This window comes from Nitrospinota bacterium (genome assembly GCA_027619975.1).
Taxonomy (GTDB): Bacteria; Nitrospinota; Nitrospinia; order Nitrospinales; family VA-1; genus JADFGI01.
Map to the genome: position 1 here is coordinate 43,190 of JAQCGX010000015.1, position 22,443 is coordinate 65,632.

The 22,443-nt window shown below is 48.6% G+C and carries 21 protein-coding genes; 12 read left to right on the top strand and 9 right to left on the bottom strand.

Translation table 11 applies throughout. The annotated features are described in order from the left end of the window. The first annotated feature begins 18 nt into the window (after positions 1-18). Together O3C58_07105 and O3C58_07110 are read left to right on the top strand one after the other, a co-directional pair. Positions 19-948 (top strand): CBS domain-containing protein, encoded by a 930-nt coding sequence (locus O3C58_07105; protein MDA0691620.1) that lies wholly within the window; start codon positions 19-21, stop codon positions 946-948. Positions 949-1,394: 446 nt separating this feature from the next. After that, on the top strand, positions 1,395-2,384 hold the full coding sequence (locus O3C58_07110) for a methyltransferase (GenBank protein ID MDA0691621.1): 990 nt from the start codon (positions 1,395-1,397) through the stop codon (positions 2,382-2,384). Positions 2,385-2,416: 32 nt separating this feature from the next. On the opposite strand, the gene O3C58_07115 is transcribed toward O3C58_07110, so the two are convergent. From O3C58_07115 to O3C58_07135, 5 genes are all read right to left on the bottom strand, one after another. Next, complete coding sequence (locus O3C58_07115; GenBank protein MDA0691622.1) at positions 2,417-3,331, bottom strand: DMT family transporter; 915 nt, start codon at positions 3,329-3,331, stop codon at positions 2,417-2,419. A 91-nt stretch (positions 3,332-3,422) separates the two neighbouring features. Continuing rightward, positions 3,423-4,052 carry an imidazole glycerol phosphate synthase subunit HisH gene (gene hisH / locus O3C58_07120; GenBank protein ID MDA0691623.1) on the bottom strand — a complete coding sequence of 210 codons (630 nt, stop codon included), beginning with the start codon at positions 4,050-4,052 and terminating at the stop codon, positions 3,423-3,425. Continuing rightward, on the bottom strand, positions 4,053-4,640 hold the full coding sequence (gene hisB / locus O3C58_07125) for an imidazoleglycerol-phosphate dehydratase HisB (protein ID MDA0691624.1): 588 nt from the start codon (positions 4,638-4,640) through the stop codon (positions 4,053-4,055). Next, the gene (dxs, locus tag O3C58_07130; protein MDA0691625.1) at positions 4,633-6,627 is read right to left on the bottom strand and encodes a 1-deoxy-D-xylulose-5-phosphate synthase; all 1,995 of its coding nucleotides are present in this window, start codon (positions 6,625-6,627) and stop codon (positions 4,633-4,635) included. The genes hisB and dxs overlap by 8 nt, the downstream gene beginning before the upstream one ends. 12 nt (positions 6,628-6,639) lie before the next feature. Next, positions 6,640-7,539 (bottom strand): polyprenyl synthetase family protein, encoded by a 900-nt coding sequence (locus O3C58_07135; protein ID MDA0691626.1) that lies wholly within the window; start codon positions 7,537-7,539, stop codon positions 6,640-6,642. 673 nt (positions 7,540-8,212) lie between these two features. On the opposite strand from O3C58_07135, the gene nhaD reads away from it, so the two are divergent. Next, positions 8,213-9,538, top strand: a complete 1,326-nt coding sequence (nhaD, locus tag O3C58_07140) for a sodium:proton antiporter NhaD (GenBank protein ID MDA0691627.1) — start codon at positions 8,213-8,215, stop codon at positions 9,536-9,538. A gap of 12 nt (positions 9,539-9,550) precedes the next feature. On the opposite strand, the gene O3C58_07145 is transcribed toward nhaD, so the two are convergent. Then, complete coding sequence (locus tag O3C58_07145) at positions 9,551-10,342, bottom strand: ComF family protein (GenBank protein MDA0691628.1); 792 nt, start codon at positions 10,340-10,342, stop codon at positions 9,551-9,553. A gap of 136 nt (positions 10,343-10,478) precedes the next feature. Here O3C58_07145 and O3C58_07150 point away from each other — a divergent pair, with 136 nt between their 5' ends. From O3C58_07150 to tgt, 4 genes are all read left to right on the top strand, one after another. After that, entirely contained in the window at positions 10,479-11,681 is a 1,203-nt protein-coding gene (locus O3C58_07150; GenBank protein ID MDA0691629.1) for an aspartate aminotransferase family protein, read from the top strand. 54 nt (positions 11,682-11,735) lie between these two features. After that, entirely contained in the window at positions 11,736-12,647 is a 912-nt protein-coding gene (gene argF, locus O3C58_07155) for an ornithine carbamoyltransferase (protein MDA0691630.1), read from the top strand. Between the two features lie 62 nt (positions 12,648-12,709). Beyond that, entirely contained in the window at positions 12,710-14,449 is a 1,740-nt protein-coding gene (locus O3C58_07160; GenBank protein ID MDA0691631.1) for a mechanosensitive ion channel, read from the top strand. Positions 14,450-14,475: 26 nt separating this feature from the next. Continuing rightward, positions 14,476-15,597 (top strand): tRNA guanosine(34) transglycosylase Tgt, encoded by a 1,122-nt coding sequence (gene tgt / locus O3C58_07165; GenBank protein MDA0691632.1) that lies wholly within the window; start codon positions 14,476-14,478, stop codon positions 15,595-15,597. A 183-nt stretch (positions 15,598-15,780) separates the two neighbouring features. On the opposite strand, the gene O3C58_07170 is transcribed toward tgt, so the two are convergent. After that, complete coding sequence (locus O3C58_07170; protein ID MDA0691633.1) at positions 15,781-16,146, bottom strand: hypothetical protein; 366 nt, start codon at positions 16,144-16,146, stop codon at positions 15,781-15,783. 240 nt (positions 16,147-16,386) lie between these two features. Here O3C58_07170 and O3C58_07175 point away from each other — a divergent pair, with 240 nt between their 5' ends. From O3C58_07175 to O3C58_07195, 5 genes are all read left to right on the top strand, one after another. Then, the gene (locus O3C58_07175; protein MDA0691634.1) at positions 16,387-16,746 is read left to right on the top strand and encodes an endonuclease domain-containing protein; all 360 of its coding nucleotides are present in this window, start codon (positions 16,387-16,389) and stop codon (positions 16,744-16,746) included. 94 nt (positions 16,747-16,840) lie between these two features. Further along, the gene (gene hemG, locus O3C58_07180) at positions 16,841-18,271 is read left to right on the top strand and encodes a protoporphyrinogen oxidase (protein ID MDA0691635.1); all 1,431 of its coding nucleotides are present in this window, start codon (positions 16,841-16,843) and stop codon (positions 18,269-18,271) included. 96 nt (positions 18,272-18,367) lie between these two features. Further along, positions 18,368-19,564: an FIST C-terminal domain-containing protein gene (locus O3C58_07185; protein MDA0691636.1), complete on the top strand. Its 1,197-nt coding sequence runs from the start codon at positions 18,368-18,370 to the stop codon at positions 19,562-19,564. A 71-nt stretch (positions 19,565-19,635) separates the two neighbouring features. Continuing rightward, positions 19,636-19,902 carry a NifU N-terminal domain-containing protein gene (locus O3C58_07190; protein ID MDA0691637.1) on the top strand — a complete coding sequence of 89 codons (267 nt, stop codon included), beginning with the start codon at positions 19,636-19,638 and terminating at the stop codon, positions 19,900-19,902. An 88-nt stretch (positions 19,903-19,990) separates the two neighbouring features. Continuing rightward, on the top strand, positions 19,991-20,743 hold the full coding sequence (locus O3C58_07195) for a ribonuclease Z (GenBank protein MDA0691638.1): 753 nt from the start codon (positions 19,991-19,993) through the stop codon (positions 20,741-20,743). Between the two features lie 32 nt (positions 20,744-20,775). Here the strand turns inward: O3C58_07195 and O3C58_07200 are convergent, their stop codons facing one another. Both O3C58_07200 and O3C58_07205 read right to left on the bottom strand, forming a co-directional pair. Further along, positions 20,776-20,946 carry a hypothetical protein gene (locus O3C58_07200; GenBank protein MDA0691639.1) on the bottom strand — a complete coding sequence of 57 codons (171 nt, stop codon included), beginning with the start codon at positions 20,944-20,946 and terminating at the stop codon, positions 20,776-20,778. Positions 20,947-21,146: 200 nt separating this feature from the next. Next, entirely contained in the window at positions 21,147-22,067 is a 921-nt protein-coding gene (locus O3C58_07205) for an IS5 family transposase (protein MDA0691640.1), read from the bottom strand. Positions 22,068-22,443 lie beyond the last annotated feature (376 nt).

Below are 22,443 nucleotides of genomic sequence, written 5' to 3' on the forward strand. Positions count from 1 at the left end.
ACTACTGATCCGAGGCCTATGAAAACTGTATTTAAAGAAGGAACTACAGAGAATATTGGCACTTACATGAAATCTCCCATCATAACGATTCAATCCAACTCGACACTTCGGGAATTTTTAAAGCAGTTGAATGAAAACAAAATAAGCTCACTTATTGTGAGTGAAAATAATGAAAATGTAGGGATAGTTACCAAAAGGGACTTTATACGAAAGGCCATCAGTCAACGAATGGACCCTGACACCACCGAAGTTTCAAAAATCATGAATGCCCCGCTGCTCACATTGGAACGCTCCACGCCCGTTGAAGATGCAAAAAAGTTCATGATAGATAATAAAATCAGGCATGTTCCGGTGATGGATAAAAGCCAAATCGTCGGCATGCTTTCTATAAAAGATACTATTAGAAAAAGTGTGGATCAAAAATTAATCGATGCCTTTTCAAAATCCACCCTCGAAGCCGTTCAAAATTTCATGCTGGAAGCCTCCCCTCTTGCCCCCACAGAGACAGAAGATTTACCGGGGGAAATCAGCGCCATAATCAAGCTCACGGATGAAGCGAAGAACGTTGAAATCATGATCATCCTCAATTTTTCCGAGGAAGTCGCTAGAAAAGTTTATCAGGGATTGTTTGGCGAGGATGCCAGCAGCATGAAGGATATTTGTAATGTTGTTACTGAAATTTCAAATATCATCGCTGGAAACGTCAAAGTTGAAATTTCACATTTGGCAAAAGAAATTATAAATTTAACACATTCAGAAAAATCCAATAGTACGGTCAATGGAAACTTTCATTTTGACGTCGGCCTGCCCACCACCATTGTCGGAAGCGGACACAGCGTGTTTGGAGTGGAAAAACTAAGCTCCGCAAAAACCTTCATTCCTTTTGAAAATGAAGGGAATCATATATTTTTGTTGGGGCTCATATTCCAAAAGAAAGAAGAGAACTGATAGAGTACAGGTCTTATATCTATTTCCAGCGTTTATAAGTAGCGTGAGGGAGAATTTGCTCCCTCTGACCTCCACCAGAGTCACCCAATCAATCTTTCGCATTTTCCATAACTGAAGCTACCCACCGAATTCCAGTTCCGGTAAATACCCGCTTCTTCCAAAATTCCACCCCTCCCAAAAACAAAGACAAAATTTAGGGCATCTCTAAAAATGGTTCCGGGCCATGAGCGGGCCTTATGAAATAAAGGTCCGCGAGTTGCCAGACATAAAAATATCGAATTATTAGAGACACCCTTTAATAATTCTCCCGACTCTCTTTTGCTTAGAGTGGGCCTTTTCTTTGTCATTTTTCGTTATCCCCATGCAGATTTAAAGTGAAATATTAAATACTGCATCTGTTAAAATCGTGTCCAACCACCCTCAACTCTTTTTTGGAACAGAATAAAATGGAAATTGATAAAGAAATTGGGAAATTACTGAGTGCTTACCAACCGGCCTGTGTGCTCATGACGGCGAACAAGCTCAAGGTGTTTGATGAATTGAAATCCCCCGTTACGGCAAAAGATGTGGCCCGCAAGTTGAGCCTTTCCCTGAAGGGTACGGAGCGACTGCTCAACGGACTCACTGCCATGGGAATCGTGATCAAGAAGAACCATGCCTTCCACTTGCCCGGAGAGTGGCAGAACTACCTGACCAAAGACGGTGACCACTCGATGCAACAGTGGATCAAACTCTCAGCCGATCTATTACCCGTATGGCTGGAGCTGCCTGAATTCATCCGGTCGGGAAAGATGGTAAAAAACATCATGGAGGTTCTTGGCAATCAACCGGAAGAAATGCGTGCCTTCATCGACGCCATGCACGCCAAGGGACTAAAAGCCACCTGGATGCTGGCCCGTGAACTTCCCATTGGCGAGGCCCGCAAAATGCTGGATATCGGTGGCGGACCAGGAACCTATTCGCTGGAGTGGGCCAAGCTTCACAATCACCTGCATGCCACGGTTTTCGACATCCCACCCGTCATTGCCGTGGCTCAGGATTATATTCACCGCTATAGACTTGAAGACCGGGTGAACACCCAGCCCGGAGATTTCAACAAGGACGATTTTGGCGAAGGGTATGACTTGATTCTATTCGCCAATGTCATTCACATGTACGGCGAGGACGTGGGTAAAAACCTGATCCGCAAAGCTCAACGTGCCCTGGAACCTGGCGGCAGAATCGTGATCCACGGATTCTGTACTGATAAAGAGGAAACGGCGCCGGTAGAGGATGCCCTGTTCAACCTGAATATGGGGATGTTGACAGAAAGCGGGAAAGCCCATCCTGTGAAAGAAAAAATTAAATGGATGGAGGAGGAGGGGTTCGCCGAGATCCGGCATTTTCGGGTACAGGCCGTCCCCACAGGAGTCATCACCGGGGTCAAGCCGGAATAACTCTTCCGCCGTCCAGGGCTAAGTAAAGAACACTATTTCTTGACGACCACCAGAACCACGCCAACGATCGCGATTGCGGCGCCCATATATCCCCCCGTCCCAATGGTTTCCGCGATAAGGGCGCCGGAACTGAACTGCGGCAGGACAAGCATGGCTGTCAGGGTGATCATGGGGTTCATGGTGATGACGGGGCTGATGATGGTCAGTGGAATATATTTCACCGCTTCCGCCAATGCTCCGTAAGCCAGCAGGGTGTTTATCCCCAGCACCACCAGCAACAGCCAATCCATCCAGCCGATCCCCAGAAATTCCGACCATTCTACCTTGGCAACCAGAACCAGAGCCGCCACTCCGTATACTAATAAATTCAACGATTGAGCGCCGTAGGAACGGCTGAGGATTTTCTGGCAGGAAATGTACAGGACCCAAATCCCCGCCGCAAAAACAATGTAGACGGTGGCGGAGGAATATATTTCCATATCCTTTACGTTGGCCAGTTGATCTAGATAAAACAGGTAAAACCCCACCGACGCAATGCCGAATCCGGCTAACTGCTGCCAGTTCACCCGCTCCTTGAAAAACATCACCCCGACCACAACCATGATTACCGGAGCCAGTTGAATGAGAATCGCCGCGTTGGAGGGACTGCTGAGGTTGACGCTCTGGGTCATTGCGAAATAATTTGCCGCCAGCGCCGCTCCGGCCAAAATTCCCAGCAAAGGGGGTCTTCGTAAAAAACGGTGTGGCTTGGAGCCGTTAAAGAAAAGAATGAGATAAAGAATCACAAATGCAAAAATGAAACGAAAACAGGCGATGGTTCCCGCAGAAAAAGAGTTCAGGGCGATTTTCAAAAGGACCGGCAAAAACCCCCACAGCAGGGTCGTCACCAGGGCCATCAATATTCCTCGCAGGTAATGCGGGTTCTGTTCGGGTAAGGTCTGTTTCAATGGGGGATCAATCTTGAGTTTTTATAAGAGCAGGATACCACAGGGCAGATGATCTAACCATTGATCAGGGAAGCTGGTAGATGACGAAAATTTATTTTAGCTCGGAGAAATTTTTCAAAATCGTTAATCCCAGCTTTTGGCTCTTTTCAGGATGGAATTGAAAGGCATAAATATTCTCGTGATGAATGCTGGAAACGAACTCGATTCCATATTGAGTTGTCGTGGCGATGTCATCCGTTTGTTGAGGAACAACATAATAGGAATGCACAAAATAAAAATAGGACTCGTTGGGAATCGACTTAAAGAGAGGGTTATTTTTTTTTATCTGAACTGTGTTCCACCCCATGTGGGGCACTTTGAGGGAGGAACCATTCTCCGAATCTGGAATTCTGCCAGCAAATCCCACCACATCTCCAGGAAGAATTTCCAGGCCGGAAACCTGTCCGAATTCTTCGCTTTGGTGGAATAGTAACTGCAATCCCAGACAGATTCCTAGAAAGGGTTTGCCACTTTGAATTGATTTGTGAACTGCATCGACCAGTTCCAGCTGTTGCAGATTGTCCATGCAATCCTTGTAAGCCCCTACTCCAGGCAAAACAACAGCCGATGCTGAGAGAATCTCCGATAGTTTCCGGGTCACTACAGCCTTGGCCCCCACGGCTTCAAAAGCTTTTTGAACCGACCGCAGGTTTCCCATGCCGTAGTCGATAACGGCAATCACCTACAATTTTCCCTTGGTGGATGGGACCTCGCTGGATCGCGGGTCGAGAGAGCAGGCCTGGTCCATTGCTCGGGCGAAGGCCTTAAACATGGCTTCGATGATGTGATGCAGATTGGTCCACGAATCGGCATTAAAATGCAGGGTAACGCCACTATTCGCAGAAAATGCCTGAAAAAACTCCGGCACCAACTCCACGTCAAACTCGCCGATTTTGGACTTTGGCAGGTCGCAATTGAATACGAAAAAAGACCGACCCGAAATATCGATGACGCAATGCGCTAACGCTTCATTCAAAGGAAGGGATGCCTGAGCGAAACGGCGGATGCCTTTTTTATCACCCAACGCCTCACGGAATGCCTGCCCCAGGGTGATTCCCATATCCTCCACCGTATGGTGGAAGTCGATTTCGATATCGCCTTTGGCGCGGACGTGCAGATCAAAATACCCGTGTCGAGCCAGCTGGGTGAGCATGTGATCGAGAAAGGGGATGGTGGTCTGGATATCGTGCTTTCCAGTTCCATCAATATTGAGTTCGACTTCAATTTCTGTTTCGCCGGTGACGCGCCGGACTTTAGAAGTTCTAGCCATTCACTGAGTGCTTGATTTTTAGGTGCTTTTTTTCAGGCTTAATAAAGGCTTTTGTTCCGTTTCCTGACAACAGCTTCTTATCCTCGCCACTGATAGCCGATCCCTTGCCCATCTCCCGGTAATGTTCGAGAACGGTTTCATAGACGCCATCCACGTCCAGCTTGAGATCCTTACGTTGAATGGTGGGAGATCCATGCTCTAAAACAATGTCTGGCATTCCGATGCATTTGACCTGAGTTGCTGTGGAAAATTTTTCTTCGTGCAGAGTTTCCAGAATCGCGGAACCGAAACCTCCTTTGAGAGCATGTTCCTCAAGGGTTACAAAACAATTGGTGATTCCGGCATATCTACCAACCAGATCTTTATCCACAGGCTTGGCAAACCGGGCATTGATCACGGCCGCGTTGATCCCGTCTTTTGCAAGCATCCGGGCGACCTCCTCCGCCGTTTCCACCATATGACCGTAGGCAAAAATAGCGATATCCCCGCCTTCTTTGATCACCTCGCCTTTACCAATTTCCAGCGTTTCGATTTCAGGGTCCAGAGGGACGCCAAGCCCGGCGCCGCGAGGATATCTCATAGCGGCCGGCCCGTTGTGACAGATGCACGTTTTGAGCATTCTCCGCATTTCATTTTCATCTTTCGGAGCCATCAGCACCATATTAGGCAAGGCTCTCAGAAAGGAAATATCGTACAAGCCCTGATGCGTCGCACCATCTTCGCCGACAATCCCCGCCCGGTCCATGGCAAAGGTGACAGGAAGATTCATCAGACAGATATCATGCACCACCTGATCGTAGGCACGTTGCAGAAAAGTGGAATAAATGGCTACCACTGGCCTGAATCCCTCGATGGACAATGCACCGGCAAAAGCCACCGCATGTTGTTCCGCCATACCCACATCAAATGTGCGATCAGGAAATTCCTTCTCAAATATACTCATCCCGGTGCCATCGGGCATAGCTGCCGTGATACCGATAATTTTTTCATCTTCCCTGGCAAGATCAATCAACGCATCAGCAAATACGTTGGTGTACCCCGGATTGGCTTTCTTTTTATGGAATTGTCCGGTGGCGATATCGAAAGGTTTGGCGCCATGCCACACATCGGCTTTTTCCTCAGCCAACTCATAACCTTTGCCTTTTCGGGTGACAACGTGCAGAAGAGTGGGACCCTTCAAGTCGCGAATCGTCTCAAAGGTTTCTATCAGCGATTCGACATCATGACCGTCCACCGGGCCGACATAACGAAAACCCAGGTCTTCAAACAATCTGCCGGGAATAAACAATCCCTTGATCGTTTCATCAATTTTATGCGCGTACCTGGAAATTTCTTTCCCAATTCCAGGAATGGCAAGCAGAAGCTCATCGATTTCCGACTTGATTTTGAGCATGACCTGCCCTGTGAGAATCTTGCTCAAGTGGGCAGACATGCCTCCCACATTCTGGGAGATGGACATTTCATTGTCATTCAGAACAACAATCATGTCGCTCTTCAAATGCCCGGTATGGTTCAAACCCTCAAAAGCCATTCCGGCGGTGAGAGATCCGTCACCGATGACGGCAAGAACTTTACTTTTTTCATTTTTCAGATCCCGGGCCTTGGCAAAGGCAAGAGCCGCCGAAATTGAGGTCCCGCCATGGCCGCAGTTCCAATGGTCGTGAACACTCTCTTCCCTTTTTGTAAATCCACACAGGCCATCGTATTTACGCAGGGTATGGAACCGGTCAAGCCTGCCAGTCAGTAATTTATGAACATAGCTCTGGTGCCCGACATCCCAGATAAATTTATCTTTCGGACTATCAAACACGTAATGCATCGCCAGAGTCAGCTCCACCACTCCAAGGTTGGACGAAAGATGGCCTCCGCTCTGAGAAATAGTATGTAAAAGGGTATCCCTAATTTCCCTGGCAAGTTGAGGAAAGTCTTTCAATGGGACTTTCTTCAAATCATCAGGGCCCTCTATTTGGCTCAAAAGCTTGTTCATAAGCTTACCCAATTAAAATGTTCGTTGGACAAAAAACCGGGCGATCTCACGCAGGGGATCAGCTCGACCATCAAATTGTTCCAGACAAGCAATACTTTCCTTCACTAATTGATCGGCTTTATTTTTGGACTCCTGCAAACCATAAAGGGCCGGATACGTGGCTTTTTCCTTATCCAGGTCGCTCCCGACATCTTTTCCTAACATTTCCTGATCTGCAGTTATATCCAAAATATCATCGATAATTTGAAAGGCCAATCCAATATGCGCTCCATACCGAGACAAATCCTTCAACTGAGAGGGGCTTGCCCCGCCCAACCTGGCCCCCACGCCAATGCAGGCCTGAATCAAATAGCCCGTCTTGTAAATGTGAATATATTCAAGAGATTCCGAGGTTATCGGCTTACCCTCTGACTCCAAATCGACAACCTGTCCACCAATCATCCCCCCCGACCCCAAAGCCTGGGCCATTTCATGAGTGGCTTTCAAAATTTCCCGTTCCGGCACACCCTCCAGCAAAGCGGTGTTTGTCATCAAAATAAACGCCTGAGTCAACAAGGCGTCCCCTGCAAGAATGGCTATCGCCTCGCCAAACACTTTATGATTGGTTGGTTTTCCACGGCGAAAATCGTCATTATCCAAGGCAGGCAGATCATCGTGTATCAGGGTGTAGGTGTGGATCAATTCGGCCGCAACCGCAAAAGGCAGGACAGTCTTCCGGTCTCCCCCAACGGCTTCGGCTGCCGCAATCACCAATATGGGACGCAAACGTTTTCCGCCGGCTTGAACGCTGTAATTCATCGCCGAGTGGATACTTTCGGGATAGCTACTTTCCTGGGGCAAAAACTCCTGGATAGCGTCCTCTACGAACCTCTTTCCTTCCGACAAATATTGAGTTAAATCAAATCCTGTCAATTAACTAATAAATTTCTATGAGAATTTTGAGAGTATTTTAATATTTATCCTACTGACGATGGAGCAAATATTATCATATATCCAACCACAGTCAACCTTATTCGTCATATCATGAAAATTATAAAAGTTATTATATTTTAGGACTTTAGAGCACTCAGTCTTTCCATTTAAAGCCCCCTTCGGCCACACCCTGAGGTACTTTCCTGTTGATTGAAACCCCCTCCTAACCGACTCATAATTTAACCCCTAAGCCCTGCAGACCGATGCCTTCTTCTGTGCGCTACGGATAAATCGGTGTCTCGAAAAATCTACTAGAGCAACGCCGTCAATCAGAAAGTAAAATAATTGCCACATAGATTTTAAAATCCCTATAGCGCCCCCTTTACAGGCGAAACTTCAAAGATATTCCGCCTTCCAATATTCCCCACGGGAAAACAGAAAATCTGGCGGTTTTTCAATAAAATTAGATTTTTACTACGCCTTATTTTTTGCATAAAAGCACACTTTCAAAAATTTATTTCCACAAATTTCCTATTTTATTGTAATATAAGGAGATATGCGAATTATGTCAGATCCGAAAATACACATATTCAAATTTCATTGAATAGAAATGTATAATTATAATTAAGCATCGAAGTAGATGCTTAAAATTGCCTTTTTTAAGGATTCCACTATGGGAAATATGACTGTTACCTGGGCAGGATATATCTGCCTGATCTGCTTTATCCTTGCCTACACCCTGGTTATTTTCGAAGAAAAAATCCACATGCGAAAATCCAAGCCAGTCGTTTTCACCGGCTGTTTTATGTGGGCCCTGATCGGAATTTATGAAGCCCAGCATGGTGGAGAGGGACACGCCCACGATTATCTTAAGGAATTGATCGCCGAAATTGGGGAATTGTTTTTCTTTCTCCTTTCGGCCATGACCTATATCAACACGATGGACGAAAGAAACGTGTTCCAGGCCCTGCGGTCCTGGTTGCTAAGAAAAGGCCTGGGGTTCAAAAAGCTGTTCTGGGCCACCGGTTTGATCACTTTTCTCCTGTCCCCGTTAGCAGATAACCTGACCAGCGCTCTTCTGATGTCTACCGTCGCTCTGGCAGTCAGCGGCGGAAACGCCAAGTTCATCGTGCCTGCCTTTGTGAATATCATTGTGGCCGCTAATGCGGGCGGGGCCTGGAGTCCTTTTGGCGATATCACCACCCTGATGGTCTGGACATCGGGAAAAGTCCAAACCATGGAATTCGCTTATCTGATGATACCTGCCGTGATCAACTGGATCATTCCAGCGCTCATCATGTACCCCTTTGTGCCCAATGAAAAACCTGAGGGCAACTCGGATGTCGTGCCGTTAAAACCCGGCGCCAGGGTTGTCATCGGCCTCGGAATCGCCACTGTCGCCACGGCAGTCTCCTTCCACCAGTTCCTGCATCTGCCTCCATTTCTGGGGATGATGTTTGGTTTGGGGGCCTTGATGCTATTTGGATTTTATCTGAAACGTTGGGGAGACGCGCCTTACCTCAAGGAGCTGGGTATTGAAGACCGCAGGCAAAAACCGCGGTTCGATATTTTCAAGAGGGTGGAAGTGGTCGAGTTTGACACTCTGCTTTTCTTTTTTGGGGTTCTCACCGCTGTAGGAGCTTTGCAATATATCGGTTATCTGGCATTGGCCAGCCAAAATTTATATGGAACCCTGGGGCCGACCGCCTCCAATATCATTGTGGGCCTTCTTTCCGCCATCGTCGATAATATCCCGGTCATGTACGCCGTCCTGAAGATGGACCCGGCCATGGGACTGGACCAATGGCTGTTAATCACCATGACCACGGGTGTAGGAGGAAGCCTGCTTTCCGTCGGTTCCGCCGCCGGAGTCGCGGTTATGGGTGTCGACCGGGAAAACTATACATTCATGAAACATCTCAAGTGGGCACCGGCGATTGCAGTGGGTTATTTCGCCAGCATTGGCTCCTGGTGGTTTATCACCACAAGTCTGCGGTAGTCGTTGGGTTCTTCATGAAGACAGGGTTTCTATCGCATTGCCGTAGGGCAAGGCTCGGGCCAGGGTGAACACATCAACGCGCCCGGCTCCGGCTCGCTTCAGCACTTTGGCCGCCTCATTGGCGGTCGCACCGGTGGTTAAAACATCATCCACCAGAAGAATGTCCAGTCCTGCGACCCGTTCGGGCCGGTTAACCTGAAAAGCGCCTTTGATATTTTTCGCCCGTTCGACCCTGGTTTTTTTGGCCTGGGACTCCGTATCCTTCACTCTTAGTAACAACCCGTTGGCCAGCGGCAAACTCAATGTCCTGGCGACTTCCCTGGCCAGCAAAAAGGATTGATCGAACGTCCTTGCCTTCATTCTTCTGAAATGCAAAGGAACGGGAGCCACATAAAAGCCTTCCCAGGATTCATCCTTTTTTTCAAAGTAACCGGCAAGAAGAGGAACGATGTCTTTCATAACTCCCGGCTGGTTGCAAAACTTTAAATGCAGAATCAATTGTTTCAAGACGGAATCATAGGGTCCCAACGACCGGGCCCGGTCAAAGGTATACAAATTTTTCCGGCACAACGCGCACTCAAAATTCTCTTTGGGAGTCTCGTAGGAAATATCGGCGGGAATACCGCAACCCCTACAAAACGGCGGGTCGATAAACGCGATTTCATTTTCGCACAGGCCACATAAAAACTCCCCTCCCCGGTCCCGGCTTTTTTCACAAAAAATACAATTGCGGGGGAACAGTCCTTCCAAAAGGGCCGCAAGCGTCCCTCGTCCCAATCGTTTAATTTTTTCGAAAATTATCATGTCCCTGACCCTGACGGGGATTACCCATTCTAGATGCCCGAATTATGGGACCTTTTGCTATGTTCATCAATAACAAATTATGCTAATGTTTCTGGTTTCAATAAATTAAGACTAAATTTACAAGGCTTGAAAATTCATGAAAAACAATCAGGACATAGTGAAGCTGACTCAGCAGCATGTCGCCTCCACCTACGGCCGCTATCCCATTGCTCTGGTTCGGGGAAAAGGAACTCAGGTCTGGGACGCCTCAGGAAAACAATACACCGATTTTGTCTCTGGGATCGCCGTAGACAATTTAGGCCATTGCCACCCTGCGGTGGTTTCTGCCATTCGCAAACAAGCGGGTCAGTTGCTTCACGTATCGAACTTATTCCACATCGAATCGCAATCTTTACTGGCCGCAGAATTGACCCGCCTTTCTTTCGCGGATAAAGTATTTTTTTGTAACAGTGGCACCGAAGCCAATGAAGGGGCCATCAAACTGGCACGCCGGTATTTTTTTGACAAGGGCGACAAAAACCGCCACGAGATTATCACCATGAATAACTCTTTTCATGGACGCACGACCGGCTCTCTTTCCGCAACGGGACAAAAAAAATTCCATACAGGGTTCGGCCCTCTGTTACCCGGTTTTAAATATGTTGCCTTCAATGATATTCCGGCGGTACAAAAAGCCCTGTCTTCCAAAACCTGCGCCGTGCTGGTCGAACCGGTTCAGGGAGAAGGGGGCGTCAACATTCCAGACAAAAAGTATCTCAAGGAACTAAGAAAGTTATCCACGAAAAACGGCTGCTTATTAATTCTGGACGAAGTGCAAACCGCATTCGGGAGAACGGGTCCACTTTTTGCCTATGAGAGATTCGGCATCAAACCCGACATCATGACGCTTGCGAAAGCTCTGGGCGCGGGTGTCGCCATTGGCGCATTGGCCGCGACCAACCGTGTGATGAAATCTTTCGTCCCTGGAACCCATGCCGCCACTTTTGGAGGAAATCCCCTGGCCTGCTCCGCCGCGCTGGCGGCTCTTGAAATTTATACGAAACCGGGTTTTCTGGAAAAAGCGGAACAGATCGGAAACTATTTTTTCTCGCGCCTTGAGGAACTGGCAGAAAACTTTTCAATCGTCAAAGAGGCTCGCGGCGTCGGGATGCTATTGGCGTTGGAGCTCAAGCAACCGGGCGCGAGTATCGTAGAGGATTGCATGCGCCAGGGATATCTGGTCAACTGCATCCAGCAAAATATACTTCGATTCACTCCTCCTTTGATCGTGACCAAAAAGGAAATCGATGGATTGATCAGTTGCTTGTCCAAAAGTTTGAAAACGGCTGAAGCGGAATAGCTCAGTTAGCCGGAATCAATTTTCTCCACTAACATGTAACTTATTGGATATCTTATGAAAAAGGATTTGCTTGCAATCAACGACTTCAGCCGTGAGGAAATTTTAAAGCTTCTGGAAAAGTCCGCTCAATTAAAACGGTTGCGCATCGACAACGTCCCCTATGAACCCTTGAAGGGAAAATCACTGGGGATGATTTTCAGCAAGCACTCCACCAGGACGCGGATTTCTTTTGAAGTCGGTATGTTTGAACTGGGAGGCCAGTCCTTGTTTTTAACCACGGATCAACTGCAAATGACCCGCGGCGAAACGGTGGAAGATTCGGCAAAGGTTCTTTCCAGGTATCTGCATGGGCTTGTTGTAAGAACCTACGACCACGAAGATGTGACCAACCTGGCCAAACACGCCACCATCCCCATAATCAATGGCCTCACCGACCTGAATCATCCGGTGCAGATTTTATCCGATCTGTTCACCATTCATGAAAAGCTGGGGGACATCGAAAATATCAAAGTCGCCTATGTAGGCGATGGAAATAATGTCGTTTATTCCTGGATCGTGGGAGCTTCGGTCATGGGATTTGATCTTGCAGTCGCCAGTCCCAAAAATTTTCAACTCCCATGGCCCAAAGGGTTGCCCTCCCAGAAAAATATCGAGATCCTGGAAGACCCTATGGAAGCGGTTCGCAATGCGGATGTGATTTATACCGATGTCTGGGTCAGCATGGGCCAGGAGAACGAAGCGGAAGATAAAATCAAACAATTGCAACCTTATCAGATCAACCAGAAGCTGGTCGATGCCGCCAAAGACGGCGTGCTGGTCATGCACTGCCTGCCCGCCCATCGCGAAATGGAAATAACCTCGGAAGTCATGGATGGCAGCCATTCCATTGTTTTTGACCAGGCCGAAAATCGTCTCCATATGGAAAAAGCCATCCTGGAAACATTGTTAACCCCGCCTCAACAATGATATGATTCGAACTCAGGAACGTTCAATAAAAATACTTTCCGGGTTCTGACTCCATAAACATTGTGACCACTTTGCAAAGTTCACTCGCCTTACGCCCGCCAACCCTCTTTAAATCGCGTTGCATCCAACGGGCCCTTGCCATCTTTTTAGTTGGGGTATTTTGCCTCCTCACCACAGGAATTTGCCTGGCCGCTGAAGATGCGGAGAATAACGACAGAGACAAAATCCGCCGCCACCTTTTCCTGATAACAAAAAAAAATCTGGTCCTTCAACGGGAAATTGATGACCTGCTGAAACAGCCCCCATCCAAAAAAGCCACCGAAGAAATCGGGCAACTTCAGGCCCAATTGGACAAATTGGACCTGGACTTTGAATCCATGGCCACCCAGCTTTCTATTGAGGATGCCGAAGAGAAAGGGAAATTGGAATGGATCGAGGAAGTGGAAGAACTCACCAGGCCGTTGCTATCAGCCATCCGCAACCTCACCGAAAAACCCCGGCAGATTGACGAGTTAAAGGGCAAAATCAAAGACCTGGAAGCCAAATTTATTCTCCATCAGGAAGCCTCAAAAAATATTTCTGCGATCCTTGAGGATATAGAAAAAGATCCACCTAAGGACATGGAGGATGAAAAAACCTACCTGACCCACCTCCGTCTTTTACGAGACAAGTATTACCCTGAGCTGGTCCAGCTCAACGTGGAAAAGGCACGCAGCAATCTGGAAAAATTGCTCGGCGCCGATGAGTCGGTGATAGATACTGCAACCCAGACCCTCAAGGAATTTTTCAAGACCCGGGGTCGGAATTTATTGGTCACCATCGCAGCCTTTACAGGGTTTTGGTGGGTGCTTTCCCGGCTCCGCAAATGGATTCTGACCCGAAAATTTCTAACGAAAAGAACGTCTTCCATCGGCAAACTTTTCAGCGCCGCCTACAACTTTGTCGTCCTGCTGTTTTGCCTGCTCGTCGGACTCGTTTGTCTCTACTTTTTCAATGACTGGCTGCTGATCACTCTGATCGTCATGGGGTTTTTCCTCGTGGTGTGGACATCCCGTCAATGGATACCGAAATTTCTCCAGGAGATCAAGTTAATCGTGGACCTCGGAACCGTCCGGGAGGGACAACGCCTGATCTGGAATGGAGTTCCCTGGCTGGTAAAGGAAATCCGCCTGCAGGCCACGTTGGTCAACGAACGGCTTGAGGGAGGTGAAATTTATCTACCACTTTCTATGTTGGTCGATTTGCATTCCCGCCCCGTGGTGAAAAATGAGCCTTGGTTTCCGACCAAGACGCATGACTGGGTTCTTCTTGGCGATGATATTTACGGCAGGGTGGAATACCAGACCATGGAGCAGGTGGTGATCAATTTGAAAGAGGGAGGCGCGTTGAAATATTACTCGACGGAGGATTTTCTAGGCCAGAATCCCGTTAATATTTCTAACGGGTTTGAATATTCCATTGAATTCGGATTGGATTATGAAGTTCAATCCAGAATTTGCGACGAAATTCCCCAGCTATTTGAAAAGGAAGTCAGGCGGCATCTCAAACACCATTTTGAAGGAGAGGACCCCAACTTCTATGAACTCGAAGTCATTTTCGATAATGCGGGGGCCAGTTCCCTCAACCTGGTGATAGAAGTTTATGTGCATGGACGAAATGCCGACCGCTATGAAGAGTGCCGTAGGGAGATTCAAACCACCCTGGTCAGAATCTGCAATGAACACGGACTCGGCATTCCATTCAACCAACTGACCGTCCACCTGCCCAAGCAAATAACGGAACAAGAAAGAAAATCTCCTTAAACCTAAAGATCCGTCGCGGCGTAACCATGTTTAAATATGAAGTATTAAAGCAACACAGTCATTCCTCTGCCCGGCTGGGGGTCATCACCACTCCGCACGGAAATATCGACACACCGGCTTTTATGCCCGTAGGAACGCAGGCAACAGTTAAATCCTTATCACCGGAAGAGGTGGAAACCTGCGGAGCACAAATCATACTGGGCAACACCTATCACCTGTATCTGCGCCCCGGCCACGAAATCATTCAGGCGTTAGGAGGTCTGCATCGTTTCATGAATTGGGACAAACCCATCCTCACCGATAGCGGAGGTTTTCAGGTATTCAGTTTGAACAAGCTTGCCAGGGTAACTGAGGAAGGGGTCACGTTCAAATCGCATATCGACGGTTCCACTCATGTTTTTTCTCCCGAGCATGCCATAAAAGTTCAACAGGCATTGGGCGCGGACATCATCATGACTTTTGACGAACCCATGCCCTACCCTGCCGAAAAATCCGCTGTCGAAAAATCTCTGAACCTTTCCACGCGCTGGGCTCGCCGGTGCAAAGCGGTTCACGGGGAAGAAACACAAGCGCTTTTTGGAATCGTGCAAGGGGGGATGTTTGAAGATTTACGTACCGCAAGCGCCGGGCAAATCGTTGAAATCGATTTTTCAGGATACGCTATCGGCGGGTTGAGTGTCGGTGAGGATATTGAGACGATGCACGAGATGGCGGCTTTCACAGCCCCCTTGCTTCCCAGAAACAAACCCCGATACTTGATGGGGGTCGGCACACCCAGAGATTTACTGGCCTGCAGTGGAATGGGCATCGACATGTTCGACTGCGTCATGCCCACCAGAAACGCCCGAAATGGCTCACTATTTACCAGTCAGGGAAAGTTGAATATTAAAAACAACAAATACCGGACCGACGCTTCTCCGCTTGATCCCGAATGCGATTGCTACACCTGCCGCAATTATTCCCGCGCGTATTTGCGGCATCTTTTCATCGCAGATGAAATATTCGCCCTCAGGCTGAACACCCTGCACAACATCGCGTTTTATCAAAACTGGATGAAAAAAATACGCCACGCCATTCGCGAGGACCTGCCTTTTGATTTTTCATGGACCAATGAAACTAAAGATGGTTCTGAAATGTCTTCATCGTAGTAATCGATAATTTGACATTAGCAGGTTGCTGAAAAAGAGAAAAATCCGTCAGCGGGTTAAGTTTTACAGGTTTTTGCTTTTAAGTGGCACAGCCTTTCCAGGCTGTGCTACTGGTTTTCTTAAATTAACAGGAAACTTGAATTTAACATTTTAAGGTCCCAAAAGTAGTTTTTCAGCAACCTGTTAGATTTCCTTATCTTCTCCGATGATGCCGCGGATATGGAACTCGTTGACATCGTATCCTGAGCGTTTGGATAAGGCGGACTGCACCACAGCCTTCAAAATTTCCAGTTTTTCCCGGTCCAGCCACTCCAGCAGATGTTCAAAAATTTTCTCCGGAAAATAAAAGGTCAGGTCCAATTTGGCGCGTTGATATACATAGCGATATCCCGAACGCATGGGGTTGATTTGCTTGGGGCGGTATTCCACATGCCCTTCCCTTATAAACGCCGCAACCTCATTCCACTCCCCGCCCAGCGCCAGCAAGCCCGAGCGGGTATTGGACAACAGAATATTCGGGTCCTGAAGTTCGTAGGTGTAACTGACCATAGGAAGGTAACCTGTAAATTATTAGGGCAATCCGTATTAGATTGGGATTATTGGCAAAAAGTTCTTTTATGGGCATCTCTAAAAATTAGTTTATTACAGGAAATCGAACACTGTACAAGGATTTCTTATATTGGTGGCACGGGCGACCTATCCTTAAATTTAAGGGCAGGTCGCCTGTTCCACTAAAACAAAGCCATCTCCTTAAGTTGACGATTAGGAGCATTTAGTCAATTTTTAGAGATACCCTTAAAAGAAAAAGCACGACAACTACGGAACAATCTCACACCAGCAGAGAAACATTTTTGGAACTCGCTCAGAAGAATGCCTTTTTATAAAGAAGTTTCTTTTAATCGGCAAAAGCCTATTGGCAAATACATTGTGGACTTCTACAGCCACCGGTTAAAACTGGTCATTGAGATTGATGGTGACACGCATGGAGAGACCGCTCACATCTCCTATGATTTGAACCGCACTCAATATTTAAAATCAAAGGGTTTGAGAGTATTGCGTTTCACCAATTGTGAGGTTTTAGAGAACATCGCAGGGGTTCTCGGAAAAATTAAGGAATTGGTCGAACATCAGGACGGTAAATCCCCCTAACCCCCTTCACAGAAGGGGGAATTTTATTCCCTTAAATCCTCTCCAATGTGTTGATCCGATTGCAGGTTTTGAGCAAACCTGCCATAATGGCCGCATGAAAAAAATCATCATCATAGGGGGCGGCATTGCCGGGCTGGCGGCGGCCTATCGTCTGCAAGAAGAAATTTCCGCCGGGGTGGATCTTGAATGCGTGGTTCTGGAAGCGGCGGACCGTTTTGGCGGCAAGATCGCCACCGAGCGATCGGATGGTTTCGTGATCGAACGGGGTCCGGATTCCTTCATTTCGCAGAAACCGGCGGCTATCGAGTTGTGCAAAAAGCTGGGGTTGGGCGACCGGCTGGTCGGCACCAACAAGGACCAGACCAAAACGTATGTGTACACCGGTAAAAAACTGGTGACCATGCCGGATGGTTTGAGCCTGATGATTCCCACTCAGTTTCTGCCGTTTGCGTTCACGCCTTTATTTAGCATTCCCGGTAAAATTCGCATGGGGCTGGATTTGTTGATTCCCAAAAAGCGCGGCACAGCCGATGAAAGCCTGGCTTCATTTGTGCGTCGGCGTATGGGCGAGGAAGCCCTGCAAAAAATGGCCGAGCCGATGCTGGCGGGCATCTATGCCAGCGACCCGGAAACCATGAGCATCCAGAGCACGTTCCCGATGTTCGTGCAGACCGAGCAGAAATATCGCTCTCTCATACTGGGCATGCTGGCGAGAAAACGGCAGATGCTCATGCACAAACCCAACGGCAATAATAAATCGTTTTCTCTGTTCATGACGTTAAAGAACGGTCTCGGTGAAATGGTGGATGCCGTGATCGAAAAATCGCCGGACGTTTCGTTTCGCGCCAACGCCAAAGTGCGGGAAGTGGTGAAGCATGAAGCGGGCTGGCAGGTTGTTTTAGAAGACGGGGAAACGCTGGCGGCGGATGGCGTCATCTTCGCCACCCCGGCCCGGTTGGCGGCGGAATTATTACAACCCATCGCGCCTAAAGTCTCGGAGTTATTAAAAGAGATCAAATACGTTTCCACGGCGACCGCGACCCTGGCTTATCGTAAAGAAGGATTTTCGCATCCCCTGAACGGATTCGGGTTTGTTGTCCCACGGACGGAAGGGCGGAAGATTCTCGCCTGCACGTGGACCTCGTCCAAATTCCCCCACCGCACGCCGGAAGGTTACGTGATGCTCCGCTGTTACGTGGGCGGGGCGAAGAATGAAAGCTTGGCGGAACAGGACGAAGCCGCCATCGCGGCGATGGTTAAAAAAGAGCTGGCGGACCTCATGGGAATCCACCAGGAGCCGGAAATCTGCAAGGTTTTTCACAATAAAAAATCCAATGTGCAATATCGGGTCGGTCATGCCGCGTTGATCGATTCGGTTGAGAAGGCGTTGAGTGCCTTTCCCGGATTGTTTCTCACCGGTAGCGCTTATACGGGAATCGGCATTCCAGATTGCATTCAAAACGGGTCCCGGGCGGCGGAGGCGGTGATTAATTGGTTCACGGATAAATCTCAGGCGGCGGGTTAGCATCTTAGTCAGAGAATCGTCTTGTAAAATAAGGGACAGGCGATTGCAAAAGCCAAAAAATATCAATTTTTAATGGTCCCCCAAAAGGAGTTTCCCATGAAATGGGCTTCAGCCATATCAACTCAGGACACTATAGAAGCCTGCATCGAAGAGGCCACTCAGAGTATAAAAACCCAATTGGCAGGGAAACCGGCGGATCTGACCGTTGTGTTTGTCTCCCCGCATTTCGCAGACCATTATAATGAAATTCCTCCGATGATCCGCGAGCGGATGGAACCCGGATTGTTTTTCGGGTGCTCCGGCGGCGGCATCATTGGTGCCGGTCAGGAAGTCGAACAGCAACCCGCGTTCAGCATCACCGCCGCGCATTTGCCGGGGGTGCAAGTTCAGCCGGTACGAACCGGAACGATGGAACTGCCGGACCAGGACACAGGGCCGGGAGTGTGGCGGGATTGGCTGGGGGTCAAGGCCGAGACGCAACCGCATTTCATATTTCTTGCCGACCCGTTTTCGTTTCGTGGCGAGGAGTTTCTTGCCGGGATGGACTTTGCGTATCCCAACAGCAAAAAAATCGGCGGGTTGGCCAGTGGCGCTCACACGCAAGGTGGAAACGCCCTTTACCTGGGCGACACGGTGTATGCGGAGGGTTTGATAGGGGTGGCTTTGAGTGGCGAAATTGTGGTCGATACCATTGTGGCGCAAGGGTGTCGACCGATTGGGCAACCTTTAAAAATCACCCAATGCCAGCAAAATATGTTGCAGAAACTAGACAACGAACCTCCGATGGAAGTGCTTCAGGAAATCAACGAAACGCTGAATGAAAATGACCGCAACCTGATGAAAACCTCCCTGTTTCTGGGGATAGAAATGGACCCGTTGAAGGACGACCCGCAGCAGGGCGATTTTTTGATCCGCAACCTGATGGGAGTCGATCATCAATCCGGGGCGCTGGCAATCGGAGCGATGCTGAGGGAAGGACAATTGGTGCAGTTTCACTTGCGAGATAAGGTCATGTCGGCGGAAGATCTGGATGTGATGTTGAGCCGTTATCATGCAGGCGGCAAGGCGGATGACGCATGCGGCGCCCTTTTGTTTTCCTGTCTGGGGCGAGGGCAGTATTTGTATGGCCGACCCAACCACGACACCGACATGTTTAAAGATAAAATGGGCGCAATACCGCTTGGCGGGTTTTTCTGTAATGGCGAGATCGGTCCCGTGGGAAAGGCCACTTTTCTGCACGGGTACACCAGTTCCTTTGGAATCTTCCGGCCTCAATCGCAGAAGGCGGAGTAGGGCAAGGGGGGATCTTTTGGAACCTGCTTGCGGTTTTTTTTTAATTCAAAATTTTAATCGGAGAAATTTTTATGGCTGTTGACGTGACTGTTTCCACGACTCCTAATGAGCACGCAATGAAATACACTCTCAATTGCAACGCGATCGAATCCGGCTACAAAACCTATAAAAATGCGGGAGAAGCGGCGGATTGCCCGGTGGCGAAAGCCCTGTTTGCCATCGATGGCGTGGAGCAGGTGTTTCTGATGACGGACTTCGTGACCGTCAACAAGAAGGCCGATGCGAAGTGGTCCGGCATGGAAGCGGCGGTTCTGGCGGCCATCAAAGCCTCCTATTAACAATTCTCATTTTTTGAACCTTGCGGCCAACGCTTCTTAGGGCCGCTTTGAACCCAGTGCAACTCTTCCTTTCACTATCGAGCGCGTTGTGAAAATCACCATCTTAGGCTCCGGCACGTCCGTGCCGTCTCTTACGCGTAACTCATCGGGAGTTTTAATCCAGAATGACGGCATCCATTCCCTCATCGATTGCGGCTATGGGACGTTGCATCAATTATTGCGGTTGGGCGTTACCTACAAAGACCTTGACCGCATCTACTTCACCCACATTCATCCCGACCACATGTATGACCTGGTCCCTTTGTTGTTTGCCGGACGCCATCCCCCGGACCCCAGGGTAAAACCTCTGGAGATCGTCGCTGGACCGGGGTTTGGAGAGTTTTTTGCGGGGCTTCAAAAAGCTTACAAAGGCTGGCTGACGCCTAAGACCTATAAAATAAAAATCATCGAGCAGGATGAAGAGACAAGAGAGTACGACGGGTTGAGCGTCACCACCCGCAAGGTGAAACATATCCCCATCAGCCGCGGTTACCGCATGACCGATGCGCGAGGCAAAACAGCGGCATTTTCCGGAGACACCGACACCTGTGACGGGATGATCGAACTGGGGCGGGATGCCGACCTGATGGTCCTCGAATGCGCGTTACCGGACGATTTGAAAATAGACGGTCATTTGTCGCCCACCCCTGCCGCAAAACTTGCCCAAAAAGCCAATTGCAAAAAGCTGTGCCTCACCCATTTTTATCCCCCTTGTGATCTGACCGAGTTCAGGAAGATCGTTTCCCTAGAATACACGGGCGAGATTTTCTTTGCGGAAGATTTGATGGAGTTCGTTTTATAAAAAGCGTTCCTGGTTGAGCCAAGCTGAAGAAATCAGCTATTGTCTTCTGGGAGTTTATTCCTTCCCCGTTTGTTTTCGATGAAATTGGCGATCATCAATACAATTTTGATGATACCAAGGGTAGCAAAACCTCCTGCTATCAATTGCAAAAGCGGCGGCAGGGTTTCCATAAAGTCGATGATGGCTTGTATCAGAGGGTCCATGTGAATCTCTTAAAGTTAAAGTTAACCCCTCCCGGCCTCCCCTTCGTAAGGAGACCTTTGCGTAAGGCACTATTGGGAGCCAGGTAGTTATTTTCTGTTTTTTTGGGTGGGGGTTCTAATGTTATTCGATTGTTTGATGTGTATTTCCTGCCCTTTTTCAGGGTTCCTGTAGTCTCAGGCAGGCTCTTTGCCTTCGTTTGTCAGGTTTTCGATAGTACCAGGGCGCGTTTTATGTTCATTGCCATGCAGGCCAATGTGATTTGAGCGGCGGTCCGTTGCAAGCCAATGTACCGGCTTCGCCTCAGCCGGTAATGGTTCTTGAGGATGCCGAAGACATGCTCCACCGGCGCACGCAGTTTGGACATGCGCTTGTTGAACGCGGTCTGTTCCCGGCTCAACGAATGATATTTGTTCGCCCGATGCATCAGCCCCGCAAATACTCCTCTCGCCTCAAGAGCCGCCCGCCTGGAATGCTTATCATAAGCCTTATCCGCATACACCGCCTGCTCATCCCCCATGATCAAAGCATCCGCTGGGGTTGCGTCGTTGATGTTCGCCGGGGTGACGATCACCCGGCGAACGATACCCGTTTTCCGGTCCACCGACGCATGCATCTTATAACCACTAGAGCCCTTCTCCGGATAACGACCATATGAACCCGCTTCCGGATCGACGGATTTTTTCTTGCTCGCAGCCGGAACAAACGATGCGTCCAGCATCGTCCCTTGCTTGATCAATAACCCTCGCGACTCGATCTGCCCGTTCAAGGTCGACAACAATCGTTCATAACGGTCTCCCAACTTCGTTCGGAACCGGCTGATTGTCGAATGGTCCGGCACCGGATCGGACAAACTCAAACCTACAAAACGCCGGAAACTGATCCGATCAGACAGCGCTTCCTCCATGCCAGGGTCCGATAACCCGTACCATTGCTGAAGAAGAAGCGTCTTGAATAAAACCAGAAGAGGATACGATGGCCGACCCGTGCCGGAACTGTATATCCCCGACAACTCACTTGCAATCTCATCCCAGTCCAAAAACTCCTCCGCTTCCGATAGAAAATTCTGCGCACCTGATACCAAACCATCCGCAAAGCTCAATTGACACAGTTTCCTCTGCATCGAAAAACCTCCCGTTACATTCAATAAGTCCTCAAACAAACCAATTATAACCCATGACCTCTGCTGCCTTACGCAAAGGTCTCCTTCGTAAGGGGAGGAGGTTGTTGGAAGTTTTCCAACTGGAAGGAAAAAATTTACCCTGACCCGGTGAAGGGGCCTTGATTCCCCTCCTTGCGAAGGAGGGGCTAGCAGGTTGCTGAAAAACTATTTTTGGGACCTTAAAATGTTAATTTCAAGTTTACTGTTAACTTAAAGGCACCTCTAAAAATTAGTTTATTACGGGAAATCGAACATTGCACAAGAATTTCTTATATCGGTGGCACGGGCTTTCTAGCCCGTGCGGACAGGCTGGAAAGCCTGTCCCACTAAAACAAAG

Bases quoted from the DNA above. Each gene is read 5' to 3' on its own strand.
- O3C58_07105 (MDA0691620.1), top strand. From the start codon at position 19: ATGAAAACTGTATTTAAAGAAGGAACTACAGAGAATATTGGCACTTAC.
- O3C58_07110 (MDA0691621.1), top strand. From the start codon at position 1,395: ATGGAAATTGATAAAGAAATTGGGAAATTACTGAGTGCTTACCAACCG.
- hisB (MDA0691624.1), bottom strand. From the start codon at position 4,640: ATGGCTAGAACTTCTAAAGTCCGGCGCGTCACCGGCGAAACAGAAATT.
- dxs (MDA0691625.1), bottom strand. From the start codon at position 6,627: ATGAACAAGCTTTTGAGCCAAATAGAGGGCCCTGATGATTTGAAGAAA.
- nhaD (MDA0691627.1), top strand. From the start codon at position 8,213: ATGGGAAATATGACTGTTACCTGGGCAGGATATATCTGCCTGATCTGC.
- O3C58_07145 (MDA0691628.1), bottom strand. From the start codon at position 10,342: ATGATAATTTTCGAAAAAATTAAACGATTGGGACGAGGGACGCTTGCG.
- O3C58_07150 (MDA0691629.1), top strand. From the start codon at position 10,479: ATGAAAAACAATCAGGACATAGTGAAGCTGACTCAGCAGCATGTCGCC.
- argF (MDA0691630.1), top strand. From the start codon at position 11,736: ATGAAAAAGGATTTGCTTGCAATCAACGACTTCAGCCGTGAGGAAATT.
- tgt (MDA0691632.1), top strand. From the start codon at position 14,476: ATGTTTAAATATGAAGTATTAAAGCAACACAGTCATTCCTCTGCCCGG.
- O3C58_07170 (MDA0691633.1), bottom strand. From the start codon at position 16,146: ATGGTCAGTTACACCTACGAACTTCAGGACCCGAATATTCTGTTGTCC.
- hemG (MDA0691635.1), top strand. From the start codon at position 16,841: ATGAAAAAAATCATCATCATAGGGGGCGGCATTGCCGGGCTGGCGGCG.
- O3C58_07185 (MDA0691636.1), top strand. From the start codon at position 18,368: ATGAAATGGGCTTCAGCCATATCAACTCAGGACACTATAGAAGCCTGC.
- O3C58_07190 (MDA0691637.1), top strand. From the start codon at position 19,636: ATGGCTGTTGACGTGACTGTTTCCACGACTCCTAATGAGCACGCAATG.
- O3C58_07200 (MDA0691639.1), bottom strand. From the start codon at position 20,946: ATGGACCCTCTGATACAAGCCATCATCGACTTTATGGAAACCCTGCCG.
- O3C58_07205 (MDA0691640.1), bottom strand. From the start codon at position 22,067: ATGCAGAGGAAACTGTGTCAATTGAGCTTTGCGGATGGTTTGGTATCA.